Genomic DNA, 17538 nt, shown 5'->3' on the forward strand with positions numbered 1-17538 from the left:
TTATCCTGCGACGATGTTGACGATCTTGCCGGGCACGACGATCACCTTGCGCACGGTCTGCCCTTCCAGCAACCGCGCCACGGCGGGCTCGGCGCGGGCCATGGTCTCGGCCTCATCCTTCGAGGCCGAAGCCGGCACCTCGATGGTAGCGCGAAGTTTGCCGTTGACCTGCACCGCGTAGGTCAGGGAGTCGCGGACCAGGGCGGCCGGGTCGACGGCGGGCCAGCCCGCGTCCTCGACCAGGGTCTCGCCGTGACCCAGCACCTGCCACAGCGCATGCGACAGATGCGGGGTGAACGGGTTGATCAGCTGGACGATGGCCGTGAAGGCCTCCTGGCGAAGCGCGCGACCGGCGACACTGGCATCGTCGAACTTGCTCAGGGCGTTCAGCAGCTCCATCAGCGCGGCGATCGCCGTGTTGAAGGACTGGCGACGGGCGATGTCGTCGGTGACTTTCTGGATCGTTTCGTGCAGCTGACGACGGACGGTCTTGCGCACCGACTCGCCGGCCGGGTTATCGCCCTGATCGCCAGCAGCGGCCTCGGCGTGAGCCGAGACGTCCCGCCACAGGCGGCGCAGGAAGCGCGCCATACCTTCCACGCCCGCCTCGTTCCACTCCAGCGACTGGTCCGGCGGCGCGGCGAACATCGAGAACAGACGCACCGTATCGGCGCCGTACTTCTCCACCATCGACTGCGGATCGACACCGTTGTTCTTCGACTTGGCCATCTTCTCGATGCCGCCGATCTCCACGGGCTCGCCATCGGTGCGCAGGATCGCGCCCACGATGCGCGCGCGCTCGTCGCGCTGCACGTCCACGTCCGCCGGGTTGAACCAGGTCAGACGACCGTCGTCCGCCTTGCGGAAGTAGGTTTCGGCGATGACCATGCCCTGGCAGAGCAGGTTGGTGGCCGGCTCGTCGCTGTTCACCAGGCCCTCGTCACGCATGAGCTTGTGGTAGAAGCGGAAATACAGCAGATGCAGGATCGCGTGCTCGATGCCGCCGATGTACTGGTCGACCGGCATCCAGTAATTGACGCGTTCGTCGACCATGGCGTCGGCACCCGGGCTGGTGTATCGCGCCGGATACCAGCTGGATTCCATGAAGGTATCGAACGTATCCGTCTCGCGCTCGGCCGGACCGCCGCAGTTCGGGCAGGTGGTCTTGCGCCATTCCGGGTCCGCCTTGATCGGCGACTGCACGCCGGAGAACGCGACGTCCTCGGGCAGCACCACGGGCAACTGATCCTCGGGGACCGGCACGGCGTCGCAGTTCGGGCAGTAGATCACCGGAATCGGGCAACCCCAGTAGCGCTGGCGGCTGACGCCCCAGTCGCGGATGCGCCAGTTGACCCGGCGCTCGCCACGACCCGCCGCAGCCAGCTTCGCCGAGATGGCTTCGAACGCTTCCCTGAATTCCAGGCCGTCGAACTCGCCCGAGTTGATCAGCGTGCCGTAATCCGTATAGGCGCCGGCCGTCTGGATGTTGGTTTCGAAGGTCTTGATCGTCTCGACCGCGGCCGCGGACTGGTAAGCGTCCGACGAACCGCCGTCCAGCGCGTTCTGCACGGTGTCGGTGCCGTCGGCGGCGAGGTCGCGCCTGAGCTCGGCGACGGCGTCGACGACGCCACGATCCACGACGACCATCTTGATCGGCAGCGAATACTTCTGGGCGAACTCCCAGTCGCGCTCGTCGTGACCGGGCACGGCCATCACGGCGCCGGTGCCGTAGCCCATCAGAACGAAGTTGGCGACCCACACGGGCACCTTCTCGCCCGTGAGCGGATGCGTGGCATCGATGCCCGTGTAGTAGCCGCGCTTTTCCTGTGTTTCCAGCTCGGCCTCGGACACGCCGCCGGCCTTGCAGCTTTCGATGAATTCGGCGAGGCCGGGATTGCCCTCGGCGGCGCGCGTGGCGATCGCGTGCTCGGCGGCGACCGCCAGGTACGAGACGCCCATGAGGGTATCCGGACGCGTGGTGAACACCGTCAGCGGCTCAGCCTGACCGTCGACGTCGAAGGTGATTTCCAGGCCTTCGGAGCGACCCAGCCAGTTGCGCTGCATCGTCTTGACCGCGTCGGGCCAGCCCGGCAGCGTGTCCAGGCCGTCCAGCAGCTCCTGCGCGTAAGCGGTGATCTTCAGGAACCACTGCGGGATCTCGCGTTTCTCGACCACGGCGCCCGAGCGCCAGCCCTTGCCGTCGATGACCTGCTCGTTGGCAAGCACGGTCTGGTCGACCGGGTCCCAGTTGACGACGCTGTTCTTGCGATACACCAGGCCTTTCTTCATCAGCCGGGTGAACATCTGCTGTTCCCAGCGGTAGTACTCCGGACGGCAGGTGGTGACCTCGCGGGTCCAGTCGTACGCGAAGCCCATGCGCTTGAGCTGCTCGCGCATGTGCTCGATGTTCTTGTACGTCCACTTCGCCGGCGCGGTGTTGTTCTTGATCGCGGCGTTTTCAGCGGGCAGACCGAACGCATCCCAGCCCATGGGCTGGAGCACGTTCTTGCCCTGCTGGCGCTGGAACCGGCTGATCACGTCGCCGATCGTGTAATTGCGGACATGGCCCATGTGCAGCGCGCCGGAGGGGTACGGCAGCATCGAGAGGCAGTAGAACTTCGGCTTGCCGGCGTCTTCGACGACTTCGAAGGCACGCGTTTCATTCCAGAAGTGCTGGGCGGCGGTCTCGACGGCGGCCGGCGTATAACCGCCCTGCTCGCGCGTGCCCTGGTCTTGGGTGTCCTGCATGGTGTTCGGTACCGGTCGGATGCTCAGGTGGCCGCACGAAAAAGCGCGGCGCTCAATCGCGGGAGACTAGCTTACGGGGGGTGTTCAAGGCAAAAGCGCCTGGTGCGTCGGGACTGAGGCAAGGGGGGGCGTGGGCTGCCATTCCTGTCGCTAGGTCCTCCTACGGCCTTCGCCTTCGTGCGGAAGCGCTCCAGGAACGGCAGCCCACGCCCCCCTTCCGGCGCTACAGCAGGTTGCGAGGCGAGCAAGGCACGATGGGTGCCTCGCCCGGCGGCGACGAGCGCGGCTCCGGCCTGAGGTCGTCGCAATCCCAGAGCGCATGAGGGCCCTGCGCCCGTCAGCTTTTCGACACGAAACGACACCGGTCGGAGGGTGCCGCCGGGTGTCGTTCTCGGAGCGCTTCCGCACGTAGGCGAAGGCCGGAGGAGGACTTAGCGACGAGAATGGCACCCGGCGGCGCCCATGCCTCGACGCGAACGCTTCAAACGCGATGGCGCAGCCGAGCCCGCCCGCTTATTGGCAAGCCCCCGCCTGCCCCGCCGCCACGGCCCTGACGGCCGCTGCGACCTGGTCGGCGGCCTTGGCCAGCGCGCGCTGGTGGGCGTCGACCAGGCTGTCGTAGGTGCTGCCGGCCGGCTCGCTGACGCGGGAAGCGCACGTGCTGGCGGCATCGGCGGCGCGGACCGACCAGCTGGCCTCGAGGGTGGCATTGCCGCCCACCTCCGAATCGAAACGACGGACATCGAACTGCACGCGGACGACCTTGCTGTCCTTGGCGCGCGGCAGCCCATGGACATCGTGGGTACCGAGGCGCGTCGACAGGTCGGCCGCGAGGGCACCGCGGATTTCGTCGCCCAGTGGCGACGCCCAGCGTTCGCCGTCGAGCACGGCGATGCCGCTGGCACCCTGACGGAGCACCAGGGCCGGCTGGTCGACCTGCGGCGGGACGGCCACCGCCTGTACGTCGATGACGAACGGTGCGGCGGCGGACGCCAGCGCCGCGGACGGCGGGATCAGCGTATGGAAATGCGTGGGCGCCGAAGAGCACGCGGCTAGCGTGCCCAGCAGGGTGACGGCGGTGGCGAGGCGGAATGTGCGGATCATGGCTGTACGTCCTTGCCCTGCTTCGGAGTCGACGGGAGGATGACCTTCGGCGGCGCATCGGCACCGCGTCCGCGCAGCAGCGCTTCCGGGTGACGGCCGAGGTAGTCGGTGAGGGCGCCCACGGAACGTACCGTGCGCTGCAACTCCTCGAGCGTATTGGCGATGTTCTGCTGCAGCGGCGAGTCTTCGGACAGCGCGTCGTTGGCCGTGCCGACCGTCTTGTTCACACCCTGCAGGGTCTTCTTCGCCTCGGGCAACAGCTCGCCGTTGACCTGCTTCAGCGTGCCGTGCAGCTCCTGCAGGCTGCCGTCGAGATTCTTGCCGATCGAGTCGAACGGGATCTTCTCGACCTTGTCGACGATGCTGGATATCTGCTCCTGCAGGTGATCGAAATCGCCCGCCATCGTGGGTACTTCGAGCGGCTTGGTGCTTTCGTTGAACGCGACCTTCGGCGCCTTCTTGTCGAAGTCGATCGCGATATAGAGCTGGCCGGTGAGCAGGTTGCCGGTGCGTGCCTGCGCACGCAGCCCGTGGTCGACCATGCCGTGCAGGATGCGCGGCATCTGCTGCTCCTCGTTGCCGCCCACCGCCGCGCGGAGTTTCTCGTCGGCCTTGCCGAGGCGCTGCGGGTATACCAGGGCACCCACGACCACCGGGAAGGTCTTGTTGACCGGGTCGTAGTCGAGATTGACCGACACCACGCGGCCGACCTTCACCCCGAGGAATTCCACCGGCGCATCCGGTGCGAGGCCACGCAGGGAGTGCTGGAAGGTCATCCGGATGTAGAGCGGCTTGCCGTCGGGCGGTGCCAGCGCGGTCTGCTGGTCGTTGAAGAGGGTGAACTCGGCCATTTCGTCGGCCGGCGTCTCGTCGTGCGGACCCGGTGCGGACTGGAAAGCCACGCCGCCCGCGATCACCGTGGCGATCGACTGCGTGTTGAGCTTGAGCCCGTCGGCGCCCAGCGACACGTCGACACCGCTGGCGTTCCAGAAACGGGCATCCTTGCTGACGAAGCGATCGTTGGGACCGTCGATGAACAACTGCAGGGAGACGCCCTTACCGTCCTTGTCGAGCTCATAGGAAACGATGCGGCCGACCTGGATGCGGCGGTAATAGACAGGTGAACCGATATCCAGCGAGCCCAGATCCGAGGAATGAAGCACGAAGCGACGGCCTGGCGCGCCGTGGGTCACCGCGGGCGGCGTTTCGAGGCCGGTGAAATCGGCCTGGTCTTCCTCGGAGTCGCCCGCGTCGGCGCCGATGAACGCGCCGGAAAGCAGCGTGTCGATGCCCGACACGCCGCTGGCCCCGATACGGGGACGCACGACCCAGTAGCGGGTGCCCTTGGTCGCGAAGGCCTTCGCATCCTTCTCGAGGTCGATTACGACCGAGATATGCGTGCGGTCCTTCGACAGGCGCATCGTGGTGACCTTACCGATCACCACGTTCTTGTACTTGACCTGTGTCTTGCCCGCTTCGATGCCTTCGGCGGTCAGAAAGGTCACGGTGATCTGCGGGCCGGCGGACAGCGCGTGGCTGACCAGCAGCGAGATACCGACCAGGGCGGCCACGATCGGCACCAGCCAGATGAGCGAGAAGCCCAGCTTGGACTTGCGCACCTCCGGCTGCGGAAGTTCGTCGGGAGACGGCATGTTTCCCTCGTGGGTGTCGCTCATTGCGATTTCCTTTTGTCCCAGATCAACCTGGGATCGAAACTCATGGCCGCCAGCATCGTCAGCACGACGACGATGCCGAAATACACCACGCCGGGCAGGGGTTCGACGCGGCTCAGTATCTTGAAATGCACCAGCGCGGACAGGATCGCGACGACGAAGACGTCGAGCATCGACCAGTACCCGATCAGCTCGACGAAGCGATACAGCTTCGACCGCTGGCGGGCCACCATGTCGCTCGATCGCTGAACCGAGACGAGCAGGTAGCCCATGATGATGAACTTGAGCATGGGGACGATGATGCTCGCCGTGAAGACGATGACCGCCAGGCCCGGCGACCCGGCCCGCCACAGCTCGATGATGCCACTGAGGATGGTGTTGTCGTCCTTCGAGGACAGGCTCTGCGTGCGCATGATCGGGAAGATGTTGGCCGGGATGTAGAACATCGCGGCGGCCAGCAGCAGGGCCCATGACCGGGAGACGCTGGCGTGTTTACGACCGTGCAAAGGGCTGCCGCAACGAGGGCAATGGGCGTGCTTGTCGTCGGTATAGGCGGTGACCAGTCGGCAGACGTGGCAGGACATGATGCCCATGTCCACGGCCCGGGGTGGCGCGTTCATGCGTTGGCGTCCTTCGTGACATCCCACAGGTGGCGCGGATCGTGGGTGGAGAAGACCGTGATCAGCAGGGTGAGGAAGCCAAACGCCCAGATACCCGGCCCCGTGACCACGTCGAAATAGGTGTGTGCCTTGACCACGGCGACCAGCGTGCCGAGCATGAAGACCTCGATCATGCTCCAGGGCTTGACCCGGACCAGCGACGACATGGCCCGGGAGAACCCCGGCGCCCTCCGACCGTCGCGGGCGAAGAACAGCACCCAGCCGAAGATCGTGATCTGGGCCAGCGGGAAGAAGAACAGGGTCAGCGCCGTCAGCACCGCGACGATCTGCGCCCCATCCTGCCACATGGCGATCACCGCGCCCCATAAGGTGGTCGCGGCGGTCATCCCCGAAAGACCCAGGGTAACGATCGGTGACACGTTGGCGATGACGAAAACGATAAGGGAGGCGACGATCAGGGCGAACTGGCCATCCACGCTCAGCCACTGATGGCGATCGAGCACGGCCCCGCAGACGACGCAGTCGGAAACCTGTCCACGGGCCAGCGGACGCTTCCGGTAAACGGAGTCGCAATGCTCGCAGATGATGAGGTCCTGACCCTTACGCATGCCAACCCGGCGGTTCCGGGCCGGCTGGCCCACCGGCGTATGATCGCAAATCCGCGTAAACGGCGCATGACGAGCGCCCTAGGTCTGATCCTAAAAGCGCGTGCGACCTTGATATGCTCCCGCCCTTCCCCGATCTTGGGGGCATCGACATACCGTCCCAGGAGTTAGCCCGTGAGCAGTGCCCCGACCCGCAGTGAACACGTCTTCGACGCGACCACCGCCGGTTTCGAGACCGACGTCATCCAGGCCTCGCTCGAAACGCCGATCCTCGTGGACCTCTGGGCCGAATGGTGCGGCCCCTGCAAGTCGCTGGGCCCGATCCTCGAAAAGCTGGCGGGCGAGTTCAACGGCGCTTTCCGCCTGGCCAAGATCGACGTGGACGCCGAGCAGCAGCTGGCCGCCATGTTCGGCGTGCGCAGCATCCCCACGGTGATCCTCATCAGCGGCGGGCAGGTCGTCGACGGTTTCGCCGGCGCGCTGCCGGAAGGCCAGATTCGCGAATTCCTGACCAAGCACGGCGTCCAGCCGGCGGAAGCCGCCAATGACGACGTCGCCGCGGACGTGGCCCCGCCGGAAACCGCCGAGGACGCGATCAACCGCCTGCAGCAGGCGATCGCCGCCGAGCCCGACCGCGCGGAGCTGAAGCTCGATCTCGCGCTGGCCCTGATGCGGGCCGGTCAGGTGCAGCCGGCACAGGCGGAGCTCGATGCCCTGCCCGCCAACCTCGCCACCGATGCCCGGGCCGTCCGCCTGCGCAGCCAGCTCGAGCTGGCTCGTGCGCTCGAGGGCGCCCCGCCGCTCGAGGCCCTGCGCGAGCGCGTGCAGACCAACGACAACGACTGGGAAGCCCGCGACCTGCTCGGCGTGCGTCTGCTGATCGAAGGCGATAGTGCCGCCGGCCTCGACCAGTTCCTCGACATCCTCAAGCGCCAGCGCGACTGGCAGGACGGCCAGGCGAAGAAGCGCCTGCTCGCCGCCTTCGCCACCCTCGACGACGCGGCGCTGGTCAGCGTCTACCGGCGGAAGATGGCGTCGCTGGTCTTCTGATCGACACCCGCGCGGCATTCGCCGCGCGCTTCACGCCAATTGCGCTTCGATGGCCGCCTTGTCGATCACCGACCAGACCTCGACGATTCGGCCGGCCTCGAATCGATAGAAGACGTTTTCGTTGAAAGCGATTCGCCGACCATCGACCGCGACGCCCATGAACCGGCCCGCGGGCGTCACGTCGAAGCGCAAACGGCAGGCGATATGCGGTGGCTCCGCCATCACGAACGCGATGTCGAACCGCAGGTCGGGGATGTCGCGAACGTCGCGCTCGAGCATCGCGCGGTAGCCCGGCAGGCCGACGCACTCGCCGTTGTATCGCACGTCGTCATGCACGTGTCGACCGAGTTCGGGCCATGCACGCCGATTGAGGCAGTCGATGTACGCGCGATAGAGGTCGCGAAGCGCGTCGGATTCACTCATGAGCACGACGCCGATGGGAATATCGACCGAGCGTAGCTCAGCGCCGCTTGCGGCGCACGTACAGTTGCTTGCGTACAGTAGCGACCAGTTCGCCCGACGCGGTGCGGATATCGGTATCGAACCAGCGCAGGTGCTTCTCGCCGTCGGCGGTCATCTCGCGGATCTCATCGAGCAGCGCGTCGTCGACGCGGAACTCCGCGAAGACATCTTCCCGACCGGGCGCGACGAAGCGGATTTCCCCGGCCTGGTCCCAGACGATGTATTCGCTCCCCAGCGACTTGAGCACCATGATCATCCAAAACGGATCGGTCATCGAGAACAGGTTGCCGCCAAAGTGTGTGCGCACGTAATTGCGGTTGTACCAGGCAAGCCTGAGCTTCACCCTGACGTAGCGGTAGTCGTCCATCTTCACCACGCGGATGCCGGCGAACAGGAAGGGCGGCCAGGCATTGAAGATGCGGCGCAGGGTCGATGCTTTCATGGCGCCATGCTAGCCGCGGCTGAGCGGTGGGCGAAGTACCCCGTTTAAAACAGGTATGACCTTTGGCACAGGTCGCTCCGGAACGCGGCCCCGACTATCGGGCGACAACGATCTCGTCCGCCAAGGGGAACCCAGAGCCATGCGCCTGCCGCTTCGTCGTGCCACCCTCGCCGCCGCCGTCTTGTCGGCGATGGCTATCTCCGCCGCCGCATCCGCAGCCCCGGCCGTTTCGCCACCCATTCCCGCCGCCGTGGACAAACCTTACGCCGGCAATCTCACGCTCAACGTCGACCTGTCCGACGCCGCGAAGAACATCTTCCGGGTGAAGGAAACCATCCCGGTGACCGCCGGACACGTGGTGCTGCACTACCCGAAGTGGATCCCGGGCGTGCACGGCCCTTCGGGCCCGTTGTCCAACGTCGCCGGCATCCAGGTCACCGCCAACGGCAAGAAGATCCCGTGGCGTCGCGACCTGCAGGAAATGTATGCCTTCCACGTCGACGTACCCGAAGGCACCGACAAGCTCGAGCTTTCGTTCGTTTATCTCGCCCCGGCGACGCCGAACTACGTGCCACTCTCCTTCAATGAAGTGTCGTTCTATCCGGCCGGCTACTACGCGAGCCAGATCAAGGTCGATCCGAGCGTGACCCTGCCTGCCGGCTGGAAGTACGCATCCGCGCTGGAGACCGCGTCTCAGAGCGGCAACACAGTCAGTTTCAAGACCGTGAGCTACGAGAACCTGGTCGACTCGCCGGTCATGAGCGGCAAGTACTTCAACCGCATCGACCTCGCTCCGGGCCAGGAAACGCAGGTGCACCTCGACATCACCGGCGATACCGCCGCAGGCGTCAAGGCCACCGACAAGCAGATCGAAGTACAGCGTAACCTCATCGTGCAGGCCAACAAGCTGTTCGGTGCGCACCACTACGGTCATTACGACTTCCTGCTGGTGACCTCGGATCACACGGGCCATTTCGGGCTCGAGCACCACCAGTCCAGCGACGATCGCCTCTTCGCCAACTTCCTCACCGACGCCGACGTCAACGTGGCCGCGGGCACCCTGCTTCCGCACGAGTACATCCATTCGTGGAACGGCAAGTTCCGTCGTCCGGCGGACCTGTGGACGCCGACCTTCGCCGAGCCCATGCAGGACGACCTGCTCTGGGTCTACGAAGGCCTGACCGACTACTGGGCCGGCGTGCTGACCGCCCGCTCGGGCATCTGGACCACCGACCAGTGGCGTGACTCGCTGGCCGGCATCGCCGCCGACATGTCCGCACGCACGGGCCGTTCGTGGCGCTCGCTGCAGGACACGGCCGACGGCATCCCGCTGTCCTCGCGCGGCGGCAGCCCGGGCTGGGGCAATCTGCGTCGCAGCTCGGACTATTATCCGGAAGGCCAGCTGCTCTGGCTGGACGTCGATACGAAGATGCGCGACCTGTCCGGCGGCAAGCACACGCTGGACGAATTCGCGAAGGCCTTCTACGGCATGGACAACGGCAGCTATACGCCGAAAACCTATACGTTCGAGGACGTCGTCTCGACACTCAACGGCATCCAGCCGTTCGACTGGGCGAGCTTCCTGCGCCAGCGCCTCGATTACACGGGCGACACCCTGCCCGAGCACGGCATCGAGGGCGGTGGCTGGAAACTCGTCTACGACGACAAGCCGACCGCGTTCGCGAAGACGGCGGAAAAGATCCGTAAGTCGGTCAACCTCGCATACTCACTCGGCATCGTGGTTAACGACAAAGGCTCGGTTACCGACGCGCAGTGGGACGGTGTAGCCGCGAAGGCCGGTCTCGTGCCGGGCGTGCAGCTGGTCGCGATCAACGGCAAGGATTACTCGGCGCAGGTCCTGAAGGACGCCGTGACCGCGGCGAAGGGTACGAGCACGCCGATCGAGTTCCTGATCAAGAGCACCGACGACTACGCCACGATCAAGGTCGATTACCACGAGGGGCTGAAGTATCCGCATCTCGTGCGTGGTGAGGGCAAAGACCTGATCGGCGCGATCGCTACGCCCAAGAAGTAACGAGGCGCGCGGGGAGACATAGGGTCGGAGCGAATGGCGGCGTATGTTCCGCCATTCGCTCTGGCTTTTTTTGTGCCGCTGGTGGCGTTTTTGAGGGCTCGGCTGTCGCCTTCGCGTTTGGCTTTGTCGCGGCGTGTGGTGGCGCGTTGGAGAGCCGGCGGGTGCCACCCTCGCGTCCACGCCTGCGGCGACCCCATAAGGAAAGGCCGCTACCGCGGCCGTGTATCAATGGCCTTCGGCCGGGTCGGGCTCCGACTGGGGGTTTTCGAGTCGGCTGTCCCTGCCTCCCCGAAAACGGCCGGTCATCCCTGACCGGCCCCCTGCGGGCCTCTTCCAGTCGGAGCCCTCGCCTGCGGCTACCGGACGCGAGGGTGGCACCCGCCGGCTCTTTGGGGGACTGAGGTTGCGTGGGGTCGAGCGCGGGTTTGCTTCGTTGGTTGGGACCGCTCGCTTGCCTGGGGTGCATGGCCTCGTTCGCCTTAGCCTGGCTGAGGGTTCGCGAACAGGGTTCGCTCCTACCGCACGGCGACCGCAATGGTGGGATACAGGCGGCCTGTAGGAGCGCGCCCTGCGCGCGAAAAGCCAACGAAGCGAAGAAGCCACACCCCGCTCGACCACCAACCCACCTCGGTACACCAAAGAGACGGCGGGGGTGACCCTCGAGGCCGGTAGCCGCAGGCGAGGGCTTCGACTGGACAAGGCCGCGCAGGCGGGGCCGGTCAGGGATGACCGGCCGTTTTCGGGGAGGCAGGGACAGCCGACTCGAAAACCCCCAGGCGAAGCCCGACCCGGCCGAAGGCCATTGATACACGGCCGCGGTAGCGGCCCTTCCTTGAGGGGTCGCCGAAGGCGTGGCCTCGAGGGTCACCACCGCCGGCTCTTAACGACCACACCGCACGCCGCGACAAAGCCAAATGCGATGGCAAAGCCGAGCCCTCAGCTCTCGCGCGCCGCCTCAAAGAGGAACCACACGCGGCGCTCCGTCTGGTCGATCCAGTTTTCGATCAGGCTGGCCGTGGCGACGTCGTTGTATTCGTCGCACAGCGCATGCGTCTCACGCATGAAGCCCGTGAGGCGCTGATTGTCCTCACGCAACTCGGCCAGCATGTCCTGCGGCGTGACGAAATCGGCGTCGTTGTCGGACAGACGTTGCAGACGGGCGATGTGTCCGATCGAATGCAGCGTGGTGCCGCCGAGCTTGCGCACACGCTCCGCCAGATCGTCGGTCATGGCGAAGATCTGCTCGCCCTGCTCGTCGAGCAGCAGGTGCAGGTCGCGGAAACGCGGGCCCGACATGTGCCAGTGGAAATTCTTCGTCTTCAGGTACAGCGCGAACGTATCCGCCAACAGGGCATTCACCTCGGCGGCGATGTCACGTGTCGCGTCGGCACCCAGACCGTTGGGCGTGCGCAGGTCGGCCTTGCGAAGGTTTTTGGTCGCTTGCGGGTTCTTCATCGGAGCGCTCCTTGGACAGGGGCTACGAGTATGCGCCGGGGTTTGTTAGCAGAATTGCACGGATCTCCTGTCGGTCAGGCCGCCGGGAGCGTCACAACGACGCGCAGGCCTGACCCGCCATGGCGATCGAGCAGTTCGATGGACGCGCCATGGAGTTCGGCGGCGCGCTGCACGATCGACAGGCCCAGGCCATAGCCCTCGCCGTGGGTGTCCACGCCCCGCTGGAAACGGGTGAACATGGCCGCGCGGCGGTCCGGCGGGATGCCGGGGCCATCGTCGACCACCTCGATCCGCGCCATGCCGTCCACCGAACCGATGGCCAGTTCCACATGACCGCCCTGCGGCACATGGCGGAAGGCATTCTCCAGCAGGTTACGCAGCAGGGCACCCAGAGCGACGCCGTAGCCCTCGACGAACAGGTGGTCGGGCAGTTCGCGGACACTCATCTCGACACTGCCCTTGCCGACCAGGGGCGCCAGTTCATCGATCACCTCGAGGGCCAGTTCGCCGAGATCCACGCGACTGCGCGGGCCGGACGCGGCACCCACTTCCAGGCGCGCCAGCGCCAGCAGCTGCTCCGTGCGCCGGGCCAGCGAGACCAGACAGGCGCGTGCGGCCTCCAGCGCGGAGCGCGTAGCCTCGTCCGGTTGTGCGGACGCCATCGCATCCTCGAGGTTGATCATGGTCGAGGCGAGTGGCGTACGCAGTTCGTGCGCCACGTCCGCACTGAAGCGGCGTTCGCGATCCAGCGCGCTTTCGAGCCGACTGATCTGGTCGTTGAGAGCCGTCAGCACCGGCTGCAGTTCGGTCGGTGCGTCGGACAGGTGAATGGGCTCGCGACTGCCGGGCTCGCGTCGGGCAAGCGCACTGGCCAACGCCTCCAGCGGTCCCAGACCGCGACGGATGGCCCAGCCCACCAGAATCGCCAGCAGCGGCAGACCGAGCAACGTGGGCAACCCGTGCTCGATCCACAGCGCGCGGGTAATCTCGTGACGGCTGTCGTAGCGCTCGCCGGCACGGATCGTGATGTCTTCGTTTTCCATGATTAGCGTGAACACACGCCACTCGTGATGCCCGGTCTCGACATCCTCGAACGCGCCATCGGTGGCGTGCGTGTTGGGCAACCCGGCGAGATTCTCGGTACCCAGCAGCAGATGGCCGTCATGATCGAAGACCTGGAAGCCCACTTCGGATTCGAACGTGCGCCCCTGGACGGTGAGTTCCTGCGGATGATTCGACACGCTCGGGACGAGTAGCCGCGCATCGCGCTGGCTGCGCAACTGATCCACACCGATGCGGCCAACCAGCACCTCCAGCGTGCGGGCCGCCTGCGCGAGACGACCGTCCGATAGTTCGTCCACTTCTTCGAGTGTGCGCTTGGCGCTGAGTACACCCAGCGGCAGCAGCACGGCCGCCAGAACGATGACGATCAGGATCAGCAGCCGCGATCGGAGACTCAGCGGCGTCAAAGCGGTTCCCGCGGAATCATGTAACCGAAGCCTCGCACCGTCTGGATCGCCTCGTGGCTCAGCTTACGGCGCAGGGAGTGCACGAGCACCTCGAGTGCGCTGGTGCTCATCGCACTGTCCGGCCCATACAGCGAGGTCTCCAGCGACTCGCGACGGACGATCCGGCCCGCCCGCTCCATCAGCGCCTGTAACAGCGCGAACTCACGCCGGGTCAGTTCCACCTTCTGTCCGTGCCAGACCACATCGAACGTGCCCAGGTCGAGGCTCAGAGCGCCGGCTTCGAGTTTGTTCACCGCCGCGCCACGCACCCGACGGGCCAGCGAACGGATGCGCGCCGCCAGCTCATCGAGATGGAACGGCTTGATCAGGTAATCGTCCGCACCCGCATCGAGCACCTGGATGCGCGAATCGAGGGCATCGCGCGCCGACATGACGATCACCGGTGTGGTGACGCGCAGACGACGCGCCTCGCTGAGCACGTCCATGCCATCGCGCCCGGGCAGGCCCAGATCGAGCAGGACCAGGTCCGCGTCGTGGTCGCGCAGCGCGGACAGCGCCTCGTTGCCGTCGCGGTACCAACTGATCGTATAGGCCAGTCGTTCCAGCGCGCGGCGGATGGCATCGCCCAGCTGGGCGTCGTCTTCGACGAGGATGATGTGCAAGGGAGAGCCTCCGTATGGGCCCAAATTATCCCTATGCCCGGCTTAGCGCCAGCTTATGGATCCGTTGTCCTTGCCCGGGTCGCGACCCGGTCACCCCAAACGAAACCGCTCGATCTCGTCCAGCCGCTCCTGCGCCCGCCGTACCGCGGAACCTTCCGGCTTTCCGTCCAGTCGCGAGACCACGATGAAGACGCCGAGGCACACCACCGCCGTGAGCAGCTGCAAGCCGACGAAGGCCGGATTCGCCGCCACCACATCCACGCCCAGCAAGCCAAACGCCCAGATCACCATCGCGACCCACATGAAACACCCGACCACACCGAACCAGCGGCCCTCGCGGATGCGCCACGCCCGCAGGTCGGCGATCCGCGCCTGCAGCGTCAGCACGGGCAAGGCCTCGTCCACCCGGGCTACGAGGACGAGAGTGCGGACGGCGGCGACGATCATGGCGACGCCATAAAGATGCAGCAGAACGCCGGTCACCAGAAGGCTCGGCTGCGCCCGGTGATCGACCCAGAACGACCCGGCCGCTACCGCCAGCATCAGGCCCGCGATCAGCTGTATCAGCTGCCAGGCCACGAGCGCGCGCAGTTCCGACTTCACGCCTCGGCGCCGGCCCGACACCACGACGGCCGCCTCGATCCGGTCCAGCCGCCGGTCGAGCTCCGCCCATCCCGCCTTCAGTTCGTCGAGTTCCATGATCAACTTCCTCTCGTGGATGCCCGGCCGGTCATATCCCGGCGCAGGCGTTGCTTCAGGCGCGCGATACGCGTGCCGACGTTGGACTCGCCGATACCCAGCACCGCCGCGATCTCGGCATGCGGCAGCTCGTCGAGGTAAAGCATGGCCAGCGCCCGGTCGAGTGGCGCGAGTGCTTCGATGGCCCTGGCCAGCAGCGCGAGCCGCTCGTCCGGCTCATCGATGGGGGTACCGCCACCCAGGGTGTCGATCAGCGCTTCGTCCAGCGGCTGGGGCCGCTCGCGTTCGCGCCGGGCATGCGAAAGTCCGACGTTGAGCGCCACGCGATACATCCACGTGGAAAACGGGCGGGCGACGTCATAGCTGGCGAACGAGCGCCAGACCTGCAACGCGATCTCCTGAGCGAGGTCGCGCCGGTCCTCCTCGCCGCGGGCATACACCGCCGCGACCTTGAACAGGATTTTCCGATGGGTGTGGAGCAGCGCCTCACACTCGCGCCGCCTCGCCTGATCCGCCATGACGCCTCCTCTTTCCCCCATGATTCGCCGTGGCGCGAAAAAAATCACACAATGACCCGATTCCCTTTCCGAAGGCTGGCCTGACCGTGACGCTTCAAGCACGACTTCTCCTCGCCCTGATCGCGGTGACCCCGATGACGATCCACGCGAAAGACACCTGGACCACGCCCGCCGAAGCATCCTCGTTCCGGACCACGCCATCGTATGCGGAGACGCAGGCGTTCCTGCGCCGGCTGGCCCGCGCCGCGCCGGACACGATCCGTCTGGAGACGTTCGGTACCACGCCGGAAGGCCGCCCGATGACGGTGGTCGTCGCCGGCAAGGACGGCGACCTCACACCCGAGCGCGCCCGCGCGGCGGGCAAGCCCATCGTGCTGCTGCAGGCGGGCATCCACCCGGGCGAGATCGAAGGCAAGGACGCGGGGCTGATGCTGCTGCGCGACTTCGCCACCATGGGCCGCCTGCCCCATCTGCTCGATCACGCCGTGCTGGTTTACATCCCGGTGTACAGCGTGGACGGGCACGAGAACTCCGGCCCGTATTTCCGCATCAACCAGAACGGTCCCGAGGAAATGGGTTTCCGTGGCCAGTCGCAGTACCTCAATCTCAACCGCGACTACGTCAAGGCCGACGCGCCGGAAACCCGCGCGTGGCTGACACTGTGGAACGCATGGAAGCCCGACCTGCTCATCGACATCCATACGACGGATGGCGCGGACTATCAGTACGACCTCACGTGGTACGCGGAGGATGCACATAAGCTGCCACCGTCGATCGCCGCCTGGCAGGCGAAGGCCTTTGCCGGTCAGACGATGCCGCGCTATGAAAAGCTCGGTCATCTGGCTTCGCCCTACCTCGAGTTCCGCGACGGGCGCGATATCACCAAGGGCATCGAAAACTTCGGCTCGGGTCCGCGCTTCTCGACCGGTTACGCGGCGATCCGCAATCGCGCCGGGTTGCTGATCGAAACGCACATGCTGAAGTCATACGAAGTTCGCGTGCGCGCGACGTACGACGTCGTGCGTAGCATGCTCGAGGTCATCAATGCCGATCCTGCCGCGTTGCTGCAGGCGTCGAAGGATGCGGATCGCTGGGCGTCGTCACTTTCCGCGCAGCCGGGTGCTTCGTTGCCGGTCACGTTCAAGCTGGACCCGACGCCGAAACCGTTCCAGCTTAAGGGTTACGCGTTCACCCAGACAAAGAGCGACATCTCCGGCGACCTCTGGGTCCAGTACGACCCGAAGACCAACAAGACCTACGACATCCAGAGCTGGAACGATCTGCTGCCGGATGTCTCGGCACCAATCCCTGCCGCATGGGCGATTCCGCCGCAGTGGACCGACATCATCGAGCGGCTGGATGCGCAGGGCATCCCTTATACGCGTACGACCGCCGCGACGAAGGTCGCCGTGACGCGCGACGAGCTGACGCAGCCGAAGTGGGCGGATAAGCCGTTCGAGGGTCATCACATGTTGAAAGACGTCGTGGTGACGCCAGCGAAGGAAACCGTCGAGTTACCCCCGGGTACCGTGATTGTCCGCGCGGATAACGTCGATGCGGTGCTCGCGCTGAACCTGCTCGATGCGCGCGCGCCGGACTCGGTGCTGCGCTGGGGGTATCTCAATGGGATCTTCGAGCAGAAGGAATACGGCGAGCCTCGTGTGCTCGAGGCCCTGGCGAGGAAGATGCTGGCGGAGAATCCTTCGCTGAAGGCGGAGTTCGACGCGAAGGTGAAAAGCGACGCGGCGTTTGCCGCCAGCCCGCGCGCGCGGCTGACCTTCTTCTACGAGCGCAGCCCGTGGTACACGGTTCAGAAGGTGGGTGCTTATCCGGTGTTGCGGCTGGATGCTCCCGCGCTACAACAGCTCGCCCATTGATTGTAGGAGCGGGGGGGGGGGGGGGCGGGGGTGATGAGGGAAGCTAAGGCGGGGAAGCGGGCGAAGGACACCACACAAACGCCAGGGCGCCAAAGCTATAGTGCGCGGTGGCCAGCGGG

The 17538-nt window shown here is 65.9% G+C and carries 15 protein-coding genes; 3 read left to right on the top strand and 12 right to left on the bottom strand.

Translation table 11 applies throughout. The features are described from left to right. The 5 genes from leuS to J2X57_RS19440 form a co-directional block, all read right to left on the bottom strand. Positions 1-2748 (bottom strand): leucine--tRNA ligase, encoded by a 2748-nt coding sequence (gene leuS, locus J2X57_RS19420; protein ID WP_309869536.1) that lies wholly within the window; start codon positions 2746-2748, stop codon positions 1-3. Positions 2749-3261: 513 nt separating this feature from the next. After that, a complete protein-coding gene (locus tag J2X57_RS19425; RefSeq protein ID WP_036115296.1) occupies positions 3262-3852 on the bottom strand; it encodes a PqiC family protein in 591 nt (196 codons plus the stop codon). Continuing rightward, a complete protein-coding gene (locus J2X57_RS19430) occupies positions 3849-5528 on the bottom strand; it encodes an MlaD family protein (RefSeq protein ID WP_309869539.1) in 1680 nt (559 codons plus the stop codon). The genes J2X57_RS19425 and J2X57_RS19430 overlap by 4 nt, the downstream gene beginning before the upstream one ends. Further along, the gene (locus J2X57_RS19435) at positions 5525-6145 is read right to left on the bottom strand and encodes a paraquat-inducible protein A (RefSeq protein WP_036115302.1); all 621 of its coding nucleotides are present in this window, start codon (positions 6143-6145) and stop codon (positions 5525-5527) included. Before J2X57_RS19435 ends, J2X57_RS19430 begins: the two co-directional genes overlap by 4 nt. Continuing rightward, the gene (locus J2X57_RS19440) at positions 6142-6753 is read right to left on the bottom strand and encodes a paraquat-inducible protein A (protein ID WP_043692701.1); all 612 of its coding nucleotides are present in this window, start codon (positions 6751-6753) and stop codon (positions 6142-6144) included. The genes J2X57_RS19435 and J2X57_RS19440 overlap by 4 nt, the downstream gene beginning before the upstream one ends. 171 nt (positions 6754-6924) lie before the next feature. Here J2X57_RS19440 and trxA point away from each other — a divergent pair, with 171 nt between their 5' ends. Beyond that, positions 6925-7800 (top strand): thioredoxin, encoded by an 876-nt coding sequence (gene trxA, locus J2X57_RS19445; protein ID WP_036115308.1) that lies wholly within the window; start codon positions 6925-6927, stop codon positions 7798-7800. Between the two features lie 30 nt (positions 7801-7830). Here trxA and J2X57_RS19450 read toward each other — a convergent pair whose 3' ends face one another. Together J2X57_RS19450 and J2X57_RS19455 are read right to left on the bottom strand one after the other, a co-directional pair. Then, positions 7831-8223, bottom strand: a complete 393-nt coding sequence (locus J2X57_RS19450; protein ID WP_309869544.1) for an ester cyclase — start codon at positions 8221-8223, stop codon at positions 7831-7833. 37 nt (positions 8224-8260) lie between these two features. Beyond that, a complete protein-coding gene (locus J2X57_RS19455) occupies positions 8261-8704 on the bottom strand; it encodes a DUF4442 domain-containing protein (protein WP_036115314.1) in 444 nt (147 codons plus the stop codon). A gap of 139 nt (positions 8705-8843) precedes the next feature. Here J2X57_RS19455 and J2X57_RS19460 point away from each other — a divergent pair, with 139 nt between their 5' ends. Further along, on the top strand, positions 8844-10739 hold the full coding sequence (locus tag J2X57_RS19460) for a M61 family metallopeptidase (RefSeq protein ID WP_036115317.1): 1896 nt from the start codon (positions 8844-8846) through the stop codon (positions 10737-10739). A gap of 936 nt (positions 10740-11675) precedes the next feature. Here the strand turns inward: J2X57_RS19460 and J2X57_RS19465 are convergent. The 5 genes from J2X57_RS19465 to J2X57_RS19485 all read right to left on the bottom strand — a co-directional run bounded on the left by J2X57_RS19465 (position 11676) and on the right by J2X57_RS19485 (position 15542). Beyond that, the gene (locus J2X57_RS19465; RefSeq protein ID WP_036115320.1) at positions 11676-12194 is read right to left on the bottom strand and encodes a DNA starvation/stationary phase protection protein; all 519 of its coding nucleotides are present in this window, start codon (positions 12192-12194) and stop codon (positions 11676-11678) included. Positions 12195-12268: 74 nt separating this feature from the next. Continuing rightward, positions 12269-13663 (bottom strand): ATP-binding protein, encoded by a 1395-nt coding sequence (locus J2X57_RS19470; RefSeq protein ID WP_309869550.1) that lies wholly within the window; start codon positions 13661-13663, stop codon positions 12269-12271. Further along, the gene (locus J2X57_RS19475) at positions 13660-14325 is read right to left on the bottom strand and encodes a response regulator (RefSeq protein WP_036115329.1); all 666 of its coding nucleotides are present in this window, start codon (positions 14323-14325) and stop codon (positions 13660-13662) included. The genes J2X57_RS19470 and J2X57_RS19475 overlap by 4 nt, the downstream gene beginning before the upstream one ends. Positions 14326-14415: 90 nt before the next feature. Then, positions 14416-15024 (bottom strand): hypothetical protein, encoded by a 609-nt coding sequence (locus J2X57_RS19480; RefSeq protein ID WP_309869555.1) that lies wholly within the window; start codon positions 15022-15024, stop codon positions 14416-14418. A 2-nt stretch (positions 15025-15026) separates the two neighbouring features. Then, on the bottom strand, positions 15027-15542 hold the full coding sequence (locus J2X57_RS19485; RefSeq protein WP_309869560.1) for a sigma-70 family RNA polymerase sigma factor: 516 nt from the start codon (positions 15540-15542) through the stop codon (positions 15027-15029). A gap of 134 nt (positions 15543-15676) precedes the next feature. Between J2X57_RS19485 and J2X57_RS19490 the strand changes: the two genes are divergently transcribed. Further along, positions 15677-17419 (top strand): M14 family metallopeptidase, encoded by a 1743-nt coding sequence (locus tag J2X57_RS19490; protein WP_309869563.1) that lies wholly within the window; start codon positions 15677-15679, stop codon positions 17417-17419. Positions 17420-17538: the final 119 nt, after the last annotated feature.

The sequence above is a fragment of the Luteibacter sp. 1214 genome (assembly GCF_031455395.1).
Taxonomy (GTDB): domain Bacteria; phylum Pseudomonadota; class Gammaproteobacteria; order Xanthomonadales; family Rhodanobacteraceae; genus Luteibacter; species Luteibacter mycovicinus.

What these genes read in the sequence shown, in the direction of transcription:
- leuS (WP_309869536.1), bottom strand. Translation starts at nt 2,748, where the DNA reads ATGCAGGACACCCAAGACCAGGGCACGCGCGAGCAGGGCGGTTATACG.
- J2X57_RS19425 (WP_036115296.1), bottom strand. Translation starts at nt 3,852, where the DNA reads ATGATCCGCACATTCCGCCTCGCCACCGCCGTCACCCTGCTGGGCACG.
- J2X57_RS19430 (WP_309869539.1), bottom strand. Translation starts at nt 5,528, where the DNA reads ATGAGCGACACCCACGAGGGAAACATGCCGTCTCCCGACGAACTTCCG.
- J2X57_RS19435 (WP_036115302.1), bottom strand. Translation starts at nt 6,145, where the DNA reads ATGAACGCGCCACCCCGGGCCGTGGACATGGGCATCATGTCCTGCCAC.
- J2X57_RS19440 (WP_043692701.1), bottom strand. Translation starts at nt 6,753, where the DNA reads ATGCGTAAGGGTCAGGACCTCATCATCTGCGAGCATTGCGACTCCGTT.
- J2X57_RS19450 (WP_309869544.1), bottom strand. Translation starts at nt 8,223, where the DNA reads ATGAGTGAATCCGACGCGCTTCGCGACCTCTATCGCGCGTACATCGAC.
- J2X57_RS19455 (WP_036115314.1), bottom strand. Translation starts at nt 8,704, where the DNA reads ATGAAAGCATCGACCCTGCGCCGCATCTTCAATGCCTGGCCGCCCTTC.
- J2X57_RS19460 (WP_036115317.1), top strand. Translation starts at nt 8,844, where the DNA reads ATGCGCCTGCCGCTTCGTCGTGCCACCCTCGCCGCCGCCGTCTTGTCG.
- J2X57_RS19465 (WP_036115320.1), bottom strand. Translation starts at nt 12,194, where the DNA reads ATGAAGAACCCGCAAGCGACCAAAAACCTTCGCAAGGCCGACCTGCGC.
- J2X57_RS19480 (WP_309869555.1), bottom strand. Translation starts at nt 15,024, where the DNA reads ATGGAACTCGACGAACTGAAGGCGGGATGGGCGGAGCTCGACCGGCGG.
- J2X57_RS19485 (WP_309869560.1), bottom strand. Translation starts at nt 15,542, where the DNA reads ATGGCGGATCAGGCGAGGCGGCGCGAGTGTGAGGCGCTGCTCCACACC.
- J2X57_RS19490 (WP_309869563.1), top strand. Translation starts at nt 15,677, where the DNA reads ATGACGATCCACGCGAAAGACACCTGGACCACGCCCGCCGAAGCATCC.